This window comes from Ruegeria sp. HKCCE3926 (assembly GCF_017872515.1).
In the GTDB taxonomy this organism is placed as follows: Bacteria; Pseudomonadota; Alphaproteobacteria; order Rhodobacterales; family Rhodobacteraceae; genus Ruegeria.
Map to the genome: position 1 here is coordinate 103,900 of NZ_JAEDOU010000009.1, position 15,707 is coordinate 119,606.

The following is a 15,707-nucleotide window of genomic DNA, read 5'->3' on the forward strand; positions in this document are numbered from 1 at the left end:
TTTGGCCGTGTTGTAAAACAAAGCCTATCAGCTTCATCATTGAGCTCGATTCTTATTTTATAAGAATGCGCGTATATGGTTGATCTTGCTGCGGTTTCCCGCGACACCCGCCGATTTTTCAGGGGATGTGACGGGTGACTGGCGAGGTGCGCCCGGCCGTCAGGTCTGACAGAAGAAACGCCGCGAGCGCGCAGCGTCAGCCAACGCTCTGCGCATTCAGGGAGGACATGGAATGCATCGACGATTTCTTCTTGCCGCAACCGCCGCTCTGCTGGTTCCGGGTCTGGTTTGGGCCCACGGGCCGACCCGGCAGAAAGTCACGCTGACTGCCGAGGTCGCAGCCTCACCAGAGGAAGTCTGGGCCGTTGTCGGGAACTTTGATGACATGTCGTGGCATCCGGCTGTTTTTGCGACCGAAGGAAACGGCGGCAACGAGGTCGATGCGACCCGATTGCTGACACTTGGCCAGGAAGGCGGTCCGACGATCAATGAAATTCTGTACAAGTACAGCGCGGAAAAAATGAGCTACTCCTACCGGATCAGCGAGGTCGCGGTAGAGGTGCTGCCTGTCACCAACTATTCGTCGCATCTGACGGTAAAACCGCGCGACGGAGGTGGTTCGATCATCGAATGGCGCGGTGCCTTCTATCGCGGGTATCCAAACAACGATCCTCCGGCCGAGTTGAATGACGAAGCCGCCATTGCCGCCGTGACCGGCGTCTATCGGGCAGGTCTCGACGCGTTGATCGAGCGGTTCGGTGCGGCAAGTTAGCCAACTGCTGATGTTGTTTTTGGCGCTCTCTGGCAGCCCGACACTGGCACAGACAGCATTCATCACCTGTCAGAACGGTGAGGAACTAAGCCGGATGGATCTTGCGCGGATGCAGGAAACGGCCCGCTGGCCCCTTCCTGGCAAGCCTGCGGGTGTGGCGGTTGGTCTGGATGAGACGCTGTTCACCGTGTCCCCGGACAGCAAGATGGTCAGGCGTTTGTCTGCCGAGACCGGTGAAACGATCGCACAAGTTACGCTTGAAGGGGGGCCGATTGGAATCGCACTGGATCAGGATCGCGGGCGGGTTTTCGTCTCGGACTGGTACAACGCCCGACTGTGGGTGCTGGACAGTGAAACTCTGAAAGTTCAATCCGAGTTGCCCACCGGAGCCGCCCCGGCGGGTATTGCGATGTCGAAAGACGGGCGTTTTCTGGCGTCGGCCGACAAGGACGCGGACCAGGTGTCGGTTTTCGATGCCGACACTCTTCAGCCTCTGCACCGCAGCCCGGTTGGATCACGCCCCTTCGGGCTGCGTTTTGACCCGGATGGGCGTCTGTTCGTCGGCAATGTCGGCAACAATGATGTCAGCGTGGTCGATGCGGAAACTGGCGCCGTTCTCGCAACGGTCCCGGTCGGGGAACGCCCTTACAGCATCGCCTTCGCCCACGGCCGGGCGTTCGTCACGAACCAATATGCCAATACGCTCAGCGTCATATCTCTGGAGACGCTCGAACATGAGGGCGTGGTTGATGTTGGAGAATACCCCGAAGGCATTGATGCGACGGCGGGCGAAGATCTTCTGGTCATCGCAAACTGGTTCGACAACACCGTCAGCATCGTGGACCCGCAGGCACTGTCGGTGGTAGAAACTATGGAAACCTGTGATGGGCCCCGTGCCTTTGGCAGGTTCCTGCAAGGAGGACGACCATGAAAGTTTCTCATCTGATTGCAGTCCTGTTCTGTGTGCTGGCGGCTCCGGTTTGGGCATCCAACGAGGCATGGGAAAATGTCCGAGCGATGTTGTATGGCGACCGACTGATGCAAAACGGAGATGCGTTCATCGCGATTGATGCCCCCTATCGCACGCCCGATGATGCGCGGGCTCAACTGGCGGCTCAGGTTGCGGCCCCTCGGGGAACGAAAGTGGCCAAGGTGACGTTGGTGCTGGACGAAAACCCGATGCCGGTTTCTGCCGTGTTCGAGTTGGAAGAACCATTGCCGGGTTTCTACTTCGACGTGACCATGCGCGTGAACGGCCCGACCCCGATGCATGTCATCGCCGAAACCACGGATGGCCGCCTTTGGGTATCGGAAACTTTCGTCAAAACCTCGGGCCTTGGCGCTTGCGCGGCACCTCCCGGAACTGATCCGGAACTGGCGTTGGCAAACCTTGGAACGATGGAGGCCGAACTGGTGGGCCGCGTCCCTGCGTTGAACACGCGGGCACGATTGTCCAGCCTGGGGGCGAACCGGGCCAACAAGATGGATCTGAACATTGATCACCCGTCGCATTCCGGAATGCAGATGGATCAGATTTCCCTGCTGTTCATCCCGATGCGATATGTAGAGACCGTGGATATCGATCTTGATGGCGCGGGGTATGTCCAGATGACGGGGTCGATTTCACTGTCCGAAAACCCAAGGGTCGGGATTTCCGTTCCAAGCAGGGCGCAAGCGGTTGACGTGACCATGACGGATACGGACGGCACGGTCAGTCACTTACACAAAAAACTGGCGGGTTTTTAGATCAGCCGCCTCCGGCAACGGGCTGGCCCGGGGCTGGCTTTACCCGTTCCAGCGGATAGCCCCACAAGGCCCAGCCGTCGGTACCTTCCGGGAACCAATAGACTTTGGTGTATCCCCATTCGATTGCGCGTCGGGCGGCATTCCAGCTCATCCAGCAATCTTCCAGACAAAAGAACACGAGACCGTGGTCGATATCGCCATCGGTGCTGGCTTCTAGACCGGTACGAAAATAGTCTGTCGTAACATCGGCAATTGCGCCGTAGCCGACATTGGGCAACCACAGTGATCCCGGAATGCTGTCGCGCGGCTTGTCGCGCCAGATCGTGCCTTCAGGCAGATTAGCCGGTTTGGGCGGCTGCGGCAAAACGTCGATGAACGCGACGCTTTGTTCCTGCCATAGGCCGTACGCCTCTTCCGGGCCGATGACCGTCCCGCCGGTTATCTGATCCGGCACCGGCGCGCGGTAGTGGTCCATGCGATAATCACTTGGTTCGGGTACTGTCTGCGCTATTGCGGCAGTCGAGATCAACGCAATTGCCACCGTTGCCCGCATCATTGCGACAGGTCCAGAACCTCTGTCCCCAGATCATTCACCAAGGGAACACCGGCCTCGGCCAATAACGAATTGATCTCGCCCTGGTTACGCCGGATCAGGGAATTCAGCTGTCTTTGCCATACCTTCTCACCCTGCCGCACGCCCATGGTGATGCGATAGAACAGGCGCGGTGGCAGCTCTTCCTTGACCAGCGGGATCACCTTGAAATCAGGATAGTCTGCCTTGACCAGTGGTCCGCCCAGCGGACCCCAAAGAATGGCCGCATCAATCTCACCTGTTTGCAGGTCATCCAGCATGTCGATGGCCGGGCTTTCCACACGTCGGTCAACGAAGAGGTTATAAGGCTTGGCTTGCCCGATCAGCCCGTTCCGCGCCATATGAGCCGCGGGTGGTGTACCCGCCACGATCCCGATCCGTTTCCCTTTGAGCAGGGGAGCGTTCAGCCTGTTCACCTGGACCAGATCACTGTCCATCGGCACGATCAGCGCATAGGCGGACGTGTAGTAGTGGTTGGTGTTCTGCACCAGCTCATGACCTTGCGCATAACCGATCACCACATCGCAACGTTTAGCGGCCAGCGTGTTCCGTATGAAGCCCGTCGCCTGCGGAAACCAGACATATTGCACGGGCAATTCCAGCTTTGCGGCAATCAATTCGGCCAGTTTGTTTTCAAATCCCGATCCATCCTCGGATGACATGGGATAGTTGGCTGGATCCGCACAGACGCGAAAAGCCGTTCTTGAAACCAGGTCAGACGTCTGCGCCGACACGGGCACTGCCTGACAAAGCCAGACGCAAAGTCCGAAAATCGGCAGGCAGGCCTTAGCCCATACACGCATCTTCATCCTCGCGGATCACGTCGGATTTCGCCTCTTTCTTGGGCGGGCGGCCACGCGGGATCGCGCCCGATCCATGAGCCTTCAAGTATACATAGATGTCATCCAGAAAGCACATCACATTCGGGTTGTCGCCAAATCCCGGCATTACCGAGTTTTCAGCGGCGTTCACCACTTGGCGGCCATTGGTGACGACATCAACGAAGTCGTAATAATCCATTTCCAACGCAGACTCTTTTAGAGCCGGCGCATAGGTCGAGCCCTCGCCATCCGGGCCGTGACAGACATGGCATTCCGCGTGATAGCGCCGGAAGCCCGAAAATGTCATCCAGTCCACGGTTCCATCCTCGGCCACGTTGAATGTCGGGATATCGTCTTCGGTGTAATACCGTCCATCTTCGGAATACGCGACTGCCAGATTGTCAGCGATCGCGGCAACAGGAAGGCACAATGCAAGAATTGAAGCCAGAAGACGTACAGAATGGTTCATGGAACGCTCGTTTCTTTTCAAGTGAATACCGGCGCGGCCCGATTGAACCGCGCCGGCCAGATCTTTGGCTTAGTTCGGCAATGCGAACACGGTCAGCTGACCGCCCAGCGCGGTATAGTCGCTGAGTGCGGCATAGCCACCCACGGCGCCCAGACCGTCATTCGGGTTGGTCAAACCAGCCGCCAGACCGATACCGGCCCAGCCACCGACACCGGACAGGATGCCGATATACTGCTTGCCACCTTGCTCGTACGTCATCACGTTGCCGATGATGCCAGAGGGCGTTTTGAACTTGTACAGTTCTTCACCTGTTTCTGCATGAACAGCCTTCAGATACCCTTCGAGCGTTCCATAGAAGACAACGTCACCCGCTGTCGCCAGCGCACCCGACCAGACCGAGAACTGCTCTGGCAGTGACCACTTGATGCTTCCATCAGTGTTGTCCCAGGCAATGAAGTTGCCCATGCCACCATGGCTGTCTGGTGCCGGATACATCGCCAGAGTTGCACCCACATAGGGCTGACCAGCGGTATAGGACACGCGGAACGGCTCATAATCCATGCAGACATGGTTGGTTGGCACATACATCAACTGAGTCTTCGGCGAATAGGCCGCAGGCTGTTGGTCCTTGGTGCCCAAAGCCGCCGGGCAGATACCGGTCGAGTTCACGTCCTCGCCGTTCTGTTCCGTCGAATACTGCGCAACCACGGCCGGGCGGCCATAGGTTTCGCTGTTGGGATCCATGTCGACGCCAGTTGTCCAGTTCACAACCGGGTCGAATTTTTCGGCCACCAGCAGCTCACCCGTCACGCGGTCCATGGTGTAACCAAGACCGTTGCGGTCGAAATGGGTCAGCAGTTTGCGCTGCTCGCCATCAATTTCCTGTTCCGTAAGGATCATTTCATTGATGCCGTCATAGTCCCATTCGTCATGCGGCGTCATCTGGTAGAACCATCTTGCCACGCCGGTGTCGATGTCACGCGCCATGATGGTCATCGACCAGCGGTTGTCGCCCGGACGCTGCGCCGGGTTCCAGGTCGACGGGTTCCCGGTGCCATAGTACATCAGGTTCTCGTCCAGATCCGCGGAATACCAGCCCCATGTGGTGCCGCCGCCGATCTTCCACTGATCGCCTTCCCAGGTGTTTGTACCCGAGTCCGCGCCAACCGGCTTACCCAGATGGGTGGTCTTTTCCGGATCAACAAGAATGTCCGAATCCGGCCCCATGGAATAGGCCCGCCAGACCTGCTCGCCCGAGTTCATATCATAGGCCGTAACAGACCCGCGCACACCGAATTCGCCACCCGAGATACCGACGATGACCTTGTCCTTGATTGGCAACACCGTGGCCGTGTTGGTTTCACCAATCGCCGGGTCGCCATTCTGGACTTCCCAGACGACATCGCCGGACTTGGCATCAAGCGCCACAACCTTGGTGTCGGCCTGATGCAGGAAGATCTTGCCATCCGCATAAGCCACACCGCGGTTCACCGTGTCACAGCACATGACCGGAATCACGTCCGGATCCTGCTTGGGCTCATACTTCCAGACGATTTTGCCCTCATTTGCCAGATCCAGAGCATAGACAATGTTCGGGAACGGCGTGTGGACATACATCATGTCACCAATCACCAGCGGTGAACCCTCGTGCCCGCGCAGAACACCGGTCGAGAAGGTCCACGCCACTTGCAGATCACCTACATTGTCTGCGTTGATCTGATCCAGTTCGGAATAGCGCTGATTTTTGTAGTCACCCGTCTGGATCGCCCATTGTTTTGCGTTCTCCATCTGGGCAACCAGGTCGTCATTTGCATAGGCCGTGGTGGCCAGTGCAATGGCAATCCCGGAGGTCCAAAGCGATAGATTTTTCATTCAATCTCCTCCCTTTCGTGCAGCGATCTCTCTCTGCATTGCAACACCTCACCCAGGTCGGATTACGGTGTCTGTTGATGCTCGCCCCGACCGACGGTTTTCCGGTCGCTTAGGTGGGAGAGCAATGCGATCTCCTACGACCCGCTGTCCTCAAAGGTCGCAAGATATGCTATGATGTTGGCCCGATCGTCCTCTTTTCGCAGCCCGGCGAAGGTCATCTTGATCCCCTTCGCGTAGTCGCGCGGTTTCGTCAGAAACGCGTCCAGTTCTTTGGGTGTCCAAACCAGCCCTTCTTCGGACAGCGAAATCAACACCGGTGAATAGCCAAATCCTTCTACGGTTGCGGCCTGACGTCCAACAATGCCGTTCAGCATCGGCCCCACCTTGTTTTCAGCCCCCTCGCCCACCGCATGGCAGGCCTTGCACTTGCGAAAGACTTTCTCACCCGCTTCGGGGTCGCCTTCGGCACTTGCGAAGGCGGGGGAAAGCATGAGGCAGGTTGCTGCGAATACCGTTCTGATCACTATCAATCTTTCCTTGCTATTTTCATTGGCTGAGACGTTCCGCGTGCCATTCGACATGGTCGCGCGCAAAACTGTTCACGAAGAAATACGAATGGTCATACCCTTCCTGAATTCTGATCTGTCCGGGCTGGCGGCGCTTTGCCATCATGTTGGCCAACGCTTCGGGTTTGAGCAGATCAAGGAACTGATCATCCGCGCCCTGATCAATCAGCAGGTCACCTTTCCAGCCGTGCTCTTCCAGCAGCAGGGTGGCGTCATGCGCGACCCAGGTGTTTTCGTCGTCACCCAGATAGCTGCTGAGCTGTTTACGGCCCCAATCCGACCGCGTCGGGTGCGCAATCGGCGCAAATGCCGAAAGAGACCCGAATTTGTCGGAGTTGCGTATCGCGATCGTAATCGCACCGTGCCCACCCATGGAATGGCCCGTGATCCCGTGACGATCCTGCACAGGGAAATTCTTTAGTACGATGTCGCGCAGTTCGTCGACGATGTAGTCATACATCCTGAAATGGGCCCGCCACGGGTCCCGGGTGGCGTTCACGTAAAACCCGGCCCCCTGCCCCAGATCATAGGCGTCATCATCGGCAACATTGTCACCACGCGGGGACGTATCGGGAAACACAACCGCAACACCGTAATCCGCGGCCGCCTCCTGAAATCCGCCTTTGGTCATCGCGTTTTCATGGGTGCAGGTCAGGCCGGACAAGTACCACAACACCGGCACCGGGCCGGATTTGGCCTGAGGCGGCAGGTAGACGGCAAAGGTCATCTCGCAATCACAGGTCTCGGACGCGTGGGAGTACACGGTCTGCTCCCCTCCGAAACTGCGGTTTTGCGAGATGGTTTTCAAACCCATGTCAGTACTCCACGACCGCGCGGATCGATTTACCCTGGTGCATCAGGTCAAAGCCGTGGTTGATTTCATCAAGCGTCAGCTTGTGCGTGATCATGGGGTCGATCTCGATCTTCCCGGCCATGTACCAATCCACGATCTTCGGAACATCCGTCCGGCCCTTGGCACCGCCGAACGCGGTTCCGCGCCATGACCGGCCGGTGACCAGCTGGAACGGACGCGTTGAAATCTCGGCGCCAGCGGGTGCCACACCGATGATGATGCTTTCACCCCAACCTTTGTGTGCGCATTCCAAAGCGGTCCGCATCACGCCGACATTGCCAGTCGCATCAAAGGTATAATCCGCACCGCCGCCGGTCAGTTCGACCAGATGCGCCACGATATCACCGCTGACGTTCGAGGGGTTCACGAAATCGGTCATACCGAAATGAGTCGCCATTTCGGCCTTGCCGTCATTCAGGTCGACACCAACGATCTGATCACAGCCCGCCATGCGACAGCCCTGAATGACGTTCAGGCCGATCCCGCCCAGACCAAAGACCACGCAACGCGAACCAATTTCGACCTTGGCGGTGTTGATAACGGCCCCGATGCCGGTGGTCACGCCGCAGCCGATGTAACAAATCTTGTCAAACGGCGCATCCTTGCGCACCTTGGCCAGCGCAATCTCGGGCACCACGGTGTGATTGGCAAAAGTCGAACAGCCCATGTAGTGGTGGATCGGTGTGCCATCCAACATGCTGAACCGGGTCGTTCCATCCGGCAACAGACCGGCACCCTGAGTCGCCCGCACTTTCTGACACAGGTTTGTCTTGGGGTTCAGGCAATATTCGCATTCGCGGCACTCGGGTGTGTACAGCGGTATCACGTGATCGCCGACGGTTAGGCTGGTAACGCCTTCCCCGATCTCCAGAACAACCCCGGCACCCTCATGGCCCAAAATTGCAGGGAAAATCCCTTCGGGGTCATCTCCGGAACGGGTAAACTCATCCGTATGACATAGACCGGTCGCCTTGACCTCGATCAGGACTTCACCTGCTTTCGGGCCGTCCAGCTCAACCTCCATGATTTCCAGAGGTTGGCCTGCCGCCACAGCAACCGCCGCGCGTGTTCTCATCTCCGTCTGTCCTCCCATGGCACCGGAATCAACCGCAGTCCGGCAGCTTGGGTCGAGTATGGGGGCGAGCACCACGTGCAAACAATTAAGACAATGGTGTGTATTGGGTTGAATGGACTTCGCGCGCACATTTCATGCATGATGTCCGCGTGGAGGAAAGCTGTGATGTCAAACGGCAAGCTGATTGTTTTGGCGCTGGCCTGTCTGGGTGCGGCTGGCCCTGGCTTGGCTGCGGATTTCTCCGATCCAACATGGCCGTGCATTCAGCGCAAGGTCGAGGACCTTTCGCTGGGCCTCATGTGGCCGTATCAGGTTGTTGACGGCGAAACCGCTAAAAACACTGCCGACATCGACGAAATCGCCGGGCTGTTGGCCCTGAGGCGGATCGAACTGGAAGACCTTCGGCCCCAGGTTGCAGAGTTCGCCGCGCGGTACAATGGGGATCCGGATATTCTGGGTCAGGTGTTCCAGCGCGTCTTTGACACCTTGTCCAAAAGGCGCAAGCACATCATCGCGGGGATCGGAGAGTTTTCGCTCAAGCAGATCGATCTGGCCGAAAAGATTGATCTGGCCAGGGTGGAAATGGACCAAGCCCTGTCTTCCGACCCGCCCGACCATGACCGCGTTGACGCCCTGGAAGAGCAGCTGGATTGGGATCAGCTTATCTATTCTGACCGTCAACGCTCGATCACCTATCTGTGTGAAACGCCGCAAATCATCGAGCGGCGCCTGTTCGCGATTTCGCAAATGCTGCAACAATTGACCTCAGACCAGGGTTGACGCAGCGCCCTCGGGGGCAAGGAGGGACACATGAAACACGTATTGATCATCTTTCTGACGCTGTCGCCCCTCTCGGCCCTGGGCCAGTCCCCGCTCAGCGGCGTTGACATGACCCTGCCCAAAATGACCCAAGCGCAAATGACCCGCGCCGATGTCGTGGCCCAGCTTGCGGCTGCAACGGCCGACGCCCCTGCCGATTTCACCCGGGTCTGGCTGAACAATCTCGACTTGTCCGGGTTGGATTTCAGCAACGCAATCCTGCGGGCGACGTCATTGAACGGCACCAATTTGTCGGGATCCACTCTGGACGGCGCGATTCTTAGCCAATCCTGGATGATCGGCGCCAACCTTTCAGGCGCATCTCTTGTCGGGGCCGAGCTGTTCCAGACTCAGCTCAGCCGGGCGGATCTGAGCGATACGGATTTCACAAACGCCAGAACAGCCGCCGATTTCACCAAGGCCAATCTGAACCGGGCGGTATTCAAAGGGGCGGATTTTTCGGCCGACATGCGCAACCAATCCATGGGGCTTATGCGCGGTGTTCTGTCCTCGGCTCGTGGATCGGACGTGGATTTCACTGATGCGCAAATGTCCCGCGCCGATCTGGAATTTGCCAAATTGCCTAACGCCAATTTCACCAATGCCGATTTGTCGATGGCCACATTGGGCGGGGCTGACCTGACAGGAGCCACTTTGTCCGGTGCCGATTTTACGAACGCCGATTTGACGGCAACGCGGCTGACTGATGTTCAAGGCGCAGATCAGGCCAATCTGAACGAAGCGAAAAACGTGGATCGGGCCATTCGCTGACCGGGCTATTCCCATTCGAGTTCAGTGAATGCGACCGTTGCATTGCGCGGGTTGTAGGTGTCAAACAAGTCCCAGTGCACTGCTTCTTCCTGAGCGATCGTTTCAACCGCATCCCCCAACCGCTGGCCACTGTCGATTGCTTTGCGTGTGTCGCTTTCCAGCACGTTCAAATAGCGCATCATATCCTCGGCCCCTTCAGGCCACGCCAGGATCGGCCCACCATGGCCCGGTACGATTTGGGTGACCTCAAGCCCGGTCAACTGTTTCAAGACGCGTTGCCAGCCTATCAGTTGACCATCCAATGCCGGGGTGTGCCGGTGAAATACAAGATCGCCGGTGAACATGACGCCGGTGTTTGCATCCATCACGGTCAAGTCATTCCCGGTATGTGCCCGGGGCCAGGCCCGCAGGATCAGTTTGCGCCCACCCAGATCAATCTCGTGCGTGGTTTCGACGGCGATGTCGACGGAAATCGGCCCAATGCCCACATAGGCGCTTTCGCCGATCGCGGCGCTCAGGCTTTCGACATAGTTGCCCAACCGGTCCAGCAACGCTCTCTCCAGCCCCACATGGCCAACAACCTGCGCACCTGAAAGGGCCAAAGGCTCTGTACCCAATGTGTGATCGGGATGCATGTGAGTCAAAATTACGTGACTGACTGGCTTGTCCGTCTCGGCCCGAATGGCCCGCCAGACAGCCTCGCCTATCCATGGTGCCGTTCCCGTGTCAATCACTGCGACACTCTCCTGGCCAATGACAAACCCGATATTGGACACGTCGCCCAGATTGTCCGCGTCGGGTTCCGCTATCAAGCCGCGATGCACGAACAGACCCGGCGCAGCTTCTTCAAATTCCAGAGCCAGGCCAATGGGTTGGCAATAAGGCGCGCCGCTGCGCCGATCGGACAGCGGCGGAGGAGTTGATTTCAGCTTCTGCTCGCATTCAGCCTGGGATCGGGCTTCGTAACCCGGCAAAAGTTGTTCTCTGCAAGGCTCTGCCGCGACCTGCGCGCATAGCAAAATTACGGCTTCAAACATGGCAGCCCTCCGACCGGAACATTGGCATAGATCTCTGCCCGAACCACCGCGCCTTTCGTCGGCATGTATTTTCCCCGCATTTTGTGGCACATTCTTGGCCACCGGTTGCCGGAGGAGACACCATGGCCAGAGCACTAGCACCCGCAGCGATCCTTTCTCTTGCGCTGTCCCTGCCTGCATGGGCACAGCAGCCGATCAAAAATCCGCTGGTCGACAGCGAAACCTGGAAGGACCTGCAATACGATGTCGTGGGCGACGCCCAGATCGGGAACGCGGACACGCTGCTTTCGCTGGACGCCCCATACCGGGCGCATGATGCCGCAACGGTGCCGATCGTTTTGAAACAGCTTGATCCCGATGCCCAGATTTCTGCTGCCACCGTCGTGATCGACGAAAACCCGGCCCCGATCGCCGGCGTCTTCAGCTTTTCACCGGCCATGGGTCAGTTGGATTTCGAGATGCGCGTTCGCGTGAACCAGTATTCAAATGTTCGCGTGATCGCTGAAACGCCGGACGGGCTTCATATGACAGGCCGGTTTGTCAAAGCATCGGGCGGCTGTTCGGCACCGGCCAGCAAAGACCCAGAGGTCGCATTGGCGTCCATGGGCAAGATGAAGCTGCGCAGCTTTGGGGAAGAGGCGCAGATTTCCACATCACGCCGAGAAGCTCAGATCATGATCCGCCATCCGAACTATTCCGGCCTGCAACGCGATCAGGTGACGCAACTGTTCATCCCCGCGCATTTCATCGACCATATCGAAGTCTGGCAGGGCGATGAGTTGCTGTTCACGATGGATGGCGGCATCTCGATCTCGGAAAACCCGGCTTTCCGTTTTGCCTACAATGACAACGGCTCGACCATGTTGACGGTCAAGGCAACGGATACCGAGGGCAACACGTTCGAAAAAGACCTGCCCAAAGCAGCGGCCAGCTGACGGACGAGCCTGCGTTTATCGGAAACAGACAACCTCGGCTTCTGCCTGCGCCCGGCGCAGGTCAGCCACCATGTTTTCGGCCAGTACCGCGCTTTTGAAAAACGCCATACGCTCTCCCCCGACCCGACGCATAGACAGAACAGTTTCCGCCTGTTCATAATGCTCATACGGCAGGATCGAAGCGATCAAATCGATCGAGCATGAACACCTATCCAGCATCTCGCGGGTTTGACCGTTGGTGACCATACATGCAAACACGTAATCCGCGCGCGCCGCGGTCGGGTAGTCATTGAGCCTATCCGCAACGCTTTGTGCTGACGCTGCAATGGGCGCGGCCAGAATGCCCGCGACCAGGGCCGTAAAGGTGATGCGGCTGCGTTCCCGAATTTGGCCTGACGTTTTCATTCGCGACCCTCCTGCATTCCTTCAAACCGCATTTCCGATCGATAAACGGCCGTGCCGTCACGTTCGGAAACAGCTTCCGCCACAAGGCTCAGATACCAGCCCGGAACCTCTTCTGACACCGTGACGCGAAGAACCAGGTCTCCGAACCCTTGCATCCGGTCGCGGTTCGGATCCTCGGCGAAAGGACGCATGAAAATGGTCCGAACGGGGATGGTTCTGCCACCAATCGCCGCCTCGCCTTCGACGATCTCGGCAGGTTGAACCAGCGCATCCTTGATACGGTTTCGGATGTAAAACGGGCTGCCTCCGGCGGACTCGGCCATATCCCGGATGGCGCTTTCATAGAAAACCATGATCATCGGATTGCCGACGCTGGCCGGAAAAACACCCATGGCGCGGTGTTTGTCATCTTGGCGAAATTCCAGATGGGCCATCTCGTTCCCGTCATCCAAAAAACTGAGAGAGATAAGACCGGTATCGCGTTCCGCCGCATCGGGTCTTAGCCGGTTTGTGACGGTACGCTGATAGATCAATTCCTTGTCACGTTCGATTGTGTCCAGAACGCCATTTTGGAACAGCAAATCATAGGCTTGCTCGGCATCAACCGATGCCGCGGAAACGGCTTTCAAACTCAGAAACAAAACGGCGATGCCGCAAAGAAGCCTTCTCATAACCTGGCCCTCCCAAGGATGAGAGTATGGGCAAATCGCCCCATGTCATCGCCGACTTTTGTCGGTGTTGAGCGTTTGCGCGTGCAGGGCATTCTGTATCTTCCAAAAGATCAAGGACCGCAGCCGAGGCAGCTTGACCGGTTTCGCCATAACCGAAATTTCATGCCGCAATCCGTCTTTGCGCAACGCTTCGCTGCGATCAGCCGTGATCAGAATCGCCGGAACTTGAGTCTGCGTCATCTCTCGGATCCGGTGAATGGCCATCACGCCAGTTTCCCCATCATCCAATTGATAGTCGGCCAGAATGATATCCGGGGGCATTCCTATGTCTTTTATGAATTGCAGCGCTTCCTTCGGCGACCGAGCCGGCAGAACACTGGCGCCGTTCTGTTCCAGCCACTGGGTTGTTCCAAAAAGAACATCGCGGTCGTTTTCAATCACCAGAATGATGAAATCCAACGGCACGTCGCCCGTATTGGCCAGAAGATCCAAGGGTTCGATGGTGCTTGGCCCACTTTCGACCCTGTCCATTTCTATGCTGAACACTGAACCAATGCCAGGTTTGGACCGCAGCGACAGCTTGTGACCCAACAGCCGGCAGGCGCGGTCCACGACGGACAAACCCAGCCCCATGCCGGACCCCAATGGCACGTTTTCGGCCCGAGTGAATTCCTCGAACACGCGTTCCTGGTCTTTGCGTGCGATACCGATACCCGTATCCCAGACCTGCAAAATGACCTTGTCGCCGCGCCTGCGGCACCCCACCAGAACCCGACCACCCGGTTCGGTATACTGGATGGCATTCACGACCAAATTCTGGATTGAGCGCAACAGATAGACCGGGTCGGATTTCACGATTTCCGAACACGGAACCACATCAAGCGTCACATTCTTGCTCTCGGCCACCAGCGTTTGGTCGCCCTGTATCCCTGCAATCATCGTAGCAAGGCTAACTTCTGTGGGTGAGACCGTGTCCGGGTCAGCGGTTTCAAGCCGCGATATATCCAGCAATGAGTGCAACAGTTGTTCAGCAGATCCAAACGCACCGTCCAACCGCTCCATCATCTCATGAAGCTCTGTCTCACGCGTGATCTCCAGCAGGGTCGAGATCATGAGTTTTGCGGCATTGATCGGTTGAAGCAGGTCGTGGCTGGCGGCCGCAAGAAATCGTGTCTTGGAAGAAACCGCAGCTTCGGCGCGTTCCTTTGCGATCCGCAGCGCCTCTTCCACCCGCGCTTTTTCTTCGTATTCCTGAACCAGCTTGGCGTTGGCATGGGTCAACTCTGCCGTGCGTTCCATAACCCGGTTTTCCAGGGTTTCGGTCGCGCGTGCTTCGAACGTTACGTCTTTCAGCTCGACCAGAAAACCACCATCCGGTAGCTGGTTGACCTGAATGTCCAATACGCGGTCTGATCCGTCGCGCACACGTTTGCGCAACCAGCCACGGCTTTTCAGCTCGTGTTGCCACTTGCCGATCCTGAGTTCATCATCGGCCTTGATCAGCCCACGCGCCCGCATCAGATCCAAAAGCGTTTGCACTGGCATATTTGCCTGCAAGACGGATAGCGGCAGGTTCAGTATTTCCCGGAACCGCGCATTGTGCATCATGATCTTCGTATCTGACGAAAACGTGCAAACGCCTGAGCTCATGTTTTGGAAAACCGCCTTAAGGTAGTCCTCCTGACGGTCAATAAGGGTTTCTTTCTCATCACGGTTTCTGCGAACAACGGATGTGATATCGGTCAACAGAATGACCACATTCTGAGGCGACGTGTATTGTGCGCTGAGTTGATACCAACGATCCCTACGCAGTTCGATCACGTCGCTGGACACCATCCCGGTATGGCAATTGCGCTCAAGCGCATCCAGCATTTTCGATATGCCATTATCGGACGATACGAATTCAGGACTGTTCTGCACCAACAGAAAAAACCGACCCAGGCTGAGGCCGGGCCCGACAACATCAGACATATCCGGGAAGATCGCCTGAAACAGCTCGTTGCACAGGTTCAAATCACCATCCGTGAACAGCGCAAACCCTTCTTCCATGGAAGACAGGGCCTTGACGAGGCTCTTGCGGGTTTGTTCGCGTTCGTATCTGGCGCTTTCAAGTTCGGTGGTCGCGCGTTCCAGATCGCGACTCTGCTTCATCACCTGCTGCTGCAACTCTATCGCCGATTGAAACGCCAGAAAGGCGGACGGGCCTACATCTTTCTGACGGTTGGCGCGCCGCATCAGCGCATCAATGATCTTGGCCTGTTTGGATATCTGGATCTCTGGCGGGTCGTCAGGATTAAGCATGA

17 protein-coding genes are annotated in these 15,707 nt (G+C 57.4%); 6 read left to right on the top strand and 11 right to left on the bottom strand.

Going from position 1 to position 15,707, the window contains the following annotated elements; all coding sequences use genetic code 11:
• Positions 1–232: 232 nt before the first annotated feature.
• The 3 genes from I9184_RS18640 to I9184_RS18650 are packed head-to-tail and all read left to right on the top strand — an operon-like array spanning position 233 to position 2,518.
• Positions 233–772 (top strand): SRPBCC family protein, encoded by a 540-nt coding sequence (locus tag I9184_RS18640; RefSeq protein ID WP_209835402.1) that lies wholly within the window; start codon positions 233–235, stop codon positions 770–772.
• Entirely contained in the window at positions 759–1,703 is a 945-nt protein-coding gene (locus I9184_RS18645; protein WP_348539547.1) for a YncE family protein, read from the top strand. The genes I9184_RS18640 and I9184_RS18645 overlap by 14 nt, the downstream gene beginning before the upstream one ends.
• The gene (locus I9184_RS18650) at positions 1,700–2,518 is read left to right on the top strand and encodes a quinoprotein dehydrogenase-associated SoxYZ-like carrier (RefSeq protein WP_209835403.1); all 819 of its coding nucleotides are present in this window, start codon (positions 1,700–1,702) and stop codon (positions 2,516–2,518) included. The genes I9184_RS18645 and I9184_RS18650 overlap by 4 nt, the downstream gene beginning before the upstream one ends.
• Before the next feature lies 1 nt (position 2,519).
• Here the strand turns inward: I9184_RS18650 and I9184_RS18655 are convergent, their stop codons facing one another.
• The 7 genes from I9184_RS18655 to I9184_RS18685 form a co-directional block, all read right to left on the bottom strand.
• The gene (locus I9184_RS18655) at positions 2,520–3,074 is read right to left on the bottom strand and encodes a PQQ-dependent catabolism-associated CXXCW motif protein (RefSeq protein WP_209835404.1); all 555 of its coding nucleotides are present in this window, start codon (positions 3,072–3,074) and stop codon (positions 2,520–2,522) included.
• Positions 3,071–3,913 carry a substrate-binding domain-containing protein gene (locus I9184_RS18660; protein WP_348539548.1) on the bottom strand — a complete coding sequence of 281 codons (843 nt, stop codon included), beginning with the start codon at positions 3,911–3,913 and terminating at the stop codon, positions 3,071–3,073. Before I9184_RS18660 ends, I9184_RS18655 begins: the two co-directional genes overlap by 4 nt.
• Entirely contained in the window at positions 3,897–4,400 is a 504-nt protein-coding gene (locus I9184_RS18665) for a c-type cytochrome, methanol metabolism-related (protein WP_171637183.1), read from the bottom strand. The genes I9184_RS18660 and I9184_RS18665 overlap by 17 nt, the downstream gene beginning before the upstream one ends.
• 69 nt (positions 4,401–4,469) lie before the next feature.
• The gene (gene xoxF5, locus I9184_RS18670; RefSeq protein WP_171637184.1) at positions 4,470–6,272 is read right to left on the bottom strand and encodes a lanthanide-dependent methanol dehydrogenase XoxF5; all 1,803 of its coding nucleotides are present in this window, start codon (positions 6,270–6,272) and stop codon (positions 4,470–4,472) included.
• Between the two features lie 134 nt (positions 6,273–6,406).
• A complete protein-coding gene (locus I9184_RS18675) occupies positions 6,407–6,796 on the bottom strand; it encodes a cytochrome c family protein (RefSeq protein ID WP_348539549.1) in 390 nt (129 codons plus the stop codon).
• A 22-nt stretch (positions 6,797–6,818) separates the two neighbouring features.
• Positions 6,819–7,652, bottom strand: coding sequence for an S-formylglutathione hydrolase (gene fghA / locus I9184_RS18680; RefSeq protein ID WP_216598307.1), 834 nt, complete (start codon positions 7,650–7,652; stop codon positions 6,819–6,821).
• Position 7,653: 1 nt separating this feature from the next.
• Positions 7,654–8,766, bottom strand: a complete 1,113-nt coding sequence (locus tag I9184_RS18685; protein WP_209835406.1) for an S-(hydroxymethyl)glutathione dehydrogenase/class III alcohol dehydrogenase — start codon at positions 8,764–8,766, stop codon at positions 7,654–7,656.
• A gap of 165 nt (positions 8,767–8,931) precedes the next feature.
• Here I9184_RS18685 and I9184_RS18690 point away from each other — a divergent pair, with 165 nt between their 5' ends.
• Positions 8,932–9,546: a hypothetical protein gene (locus tag I9184_RS18690; protein ID WP_171637189.1), complete on the top strand. Its 615-nt coding sequence runs from the start codon at positions 8,932–8,934 to the stop codon at positions 9,544–9,546.
• Positions 9,547–9,576: 30 nt separating this feature from the next.
• Positions 9,577–10,356: a pentapeptide repeat-containing protein gene (locus tag I9184_RS18695; protein ID WP_171637191.1), complete on the top strand. Its 780-nt coding sequence runs from the start codon at positions 9,577–9,579 to the stop codon at positions 10,354–10,356.
• A 5-nt stretch (positions 10,357–10,361) separates the two neighbouring features.
• On the opposite strand, the gene I9184_RS18700 is transcribed toward I9184_RS18695, so the two are convergent.
• Entirely contained in the window at positions 10,362–11,393 is a 1,032-nt protein-coding gene (locus I9184_RS18700; RefSeq protein WP_209835407.1) for a quinoprotein relay system zinc metallohydrolase 2, read from the bottom strand.
• A 122-nt stretch (positions 11,394–11,515) separates the two neighbouring features.
• Between I9184_RS18700 and I9184_RS18705 the strand changes: the two genes are divergently transcribed.
• Entirely contained in the window at positions 11,516–12,328 is an 813-nt protein-coding gene (locus tag I9184_RS18705; RefSeq protein ID WP_171637193.1) for a quinoprotein dehydrogenase-associated SoxYZ-like carrier, read from the top strand.
• A 15-nt stretch (positions 12,329–12,343) separates the two neighbouring features.
• Here the strand turns inward: I9184_RS18705 and I9184_RS18710 are convergent, their stop codons facing one another.
• The 3 genes from I9184_RS18710 to I9184_RS18720 are packed head-to-tail and all read right to left on the bottom strand — an operon-like array spanning position 12,344 to position 15,705.
• Positions 12,344–12,733, bottom strand: a complete 390-nt coding sequence (locus I9184_RS18710) for a hypothetical protein (protein ID WP_245218211.1) — start codon at positions 12,731–12,733, stop codon at positions 12,344–12,346.
• The gene (locus tag I9184_RS18715; RefSeq protein ID WP_171637194.1) at positions 12,730–13,404 is read right to left on the bottom strand and encodes a hypothetical protein; all 675 of its coding nucleotides are present in this window, start codon (positions 13,402–13,404) and stop codon (positions 12,730–12,732) included. Before I9184_RS18715 ends, I9184_RS18710 begins: the two co-directional genes overlap by 4 nt.
• A gap of 45 nt (positions 13,405–13,449) precedes the next feature.
• The gene (locus I9184_RS18720) at positions 13,450–15,705 is read right to left on the bottom strand and encodes a PAS-domain containing protein (RefSeq protein ID WP_209835408.1); all 2,256 of its coding nucleotides are present in this window, start codon (positions 15,703–15,705) and stop codon (positions 13,450–13,452) included.
• Between the last annotated feature and the right edge of the window lie 2 nt (positions 15,706–15,707).